The 298-nt window shown below is 58.4% G+C and carries 1 protein-coding gene; it reads right to left on the reverse strand.

The features are described 5' to 3' along the window. Positions 1-208: TetR/AcrR family transcriptional regulator (locus tag SB822_RS56200; RefSeq protein ID WP_410858992.1), on the reverse strand; the 208-nt coding region annotated here is incomplete at its 3' end. Positions 209-298: the final 90 nt, after the last annotated feature.

Consider the following 298-nt stretch of genomic DNA (forward strand, 5'->3'; position numbering starts at 1 on the left):
CGCGGTAGACGCTCTCGAGCAAGGCCTCGCGGGTTGGGAAGTGGCGATAGAGCGTCCCGGGGCCTACGCCAGCCTGCCGCGCAACCTCCTCGAGGCTAATGTCACCTCCTTCACTGGTGAAGGCTTTCTTTGCCTCTTCAAGGATGCGCTCACGGTTGCGCAGCGCGTCGGCTCGTGGCTTTTTCTCTTTGGGCGTGGACGCAGTCATGGTGCAATTCGCACTTGCAGACGGAGGGACAGTCCGCTTAGTATATTGGAAACGGAGACGGTCTCCGTTTTATGAAATTGTAAAGACGGC

This window comes from Paraburkholderia sp. SIMBA_054 (assembly GCF_046534875.1).
Taxonomy (GTDB): domain Bacteria; phylum Pseudomonadota; class Gammaproteobacteria; order Burkholderiales; family Burkholderiaceae; genus Paraburkholderia; species Paraburkholderia hospita.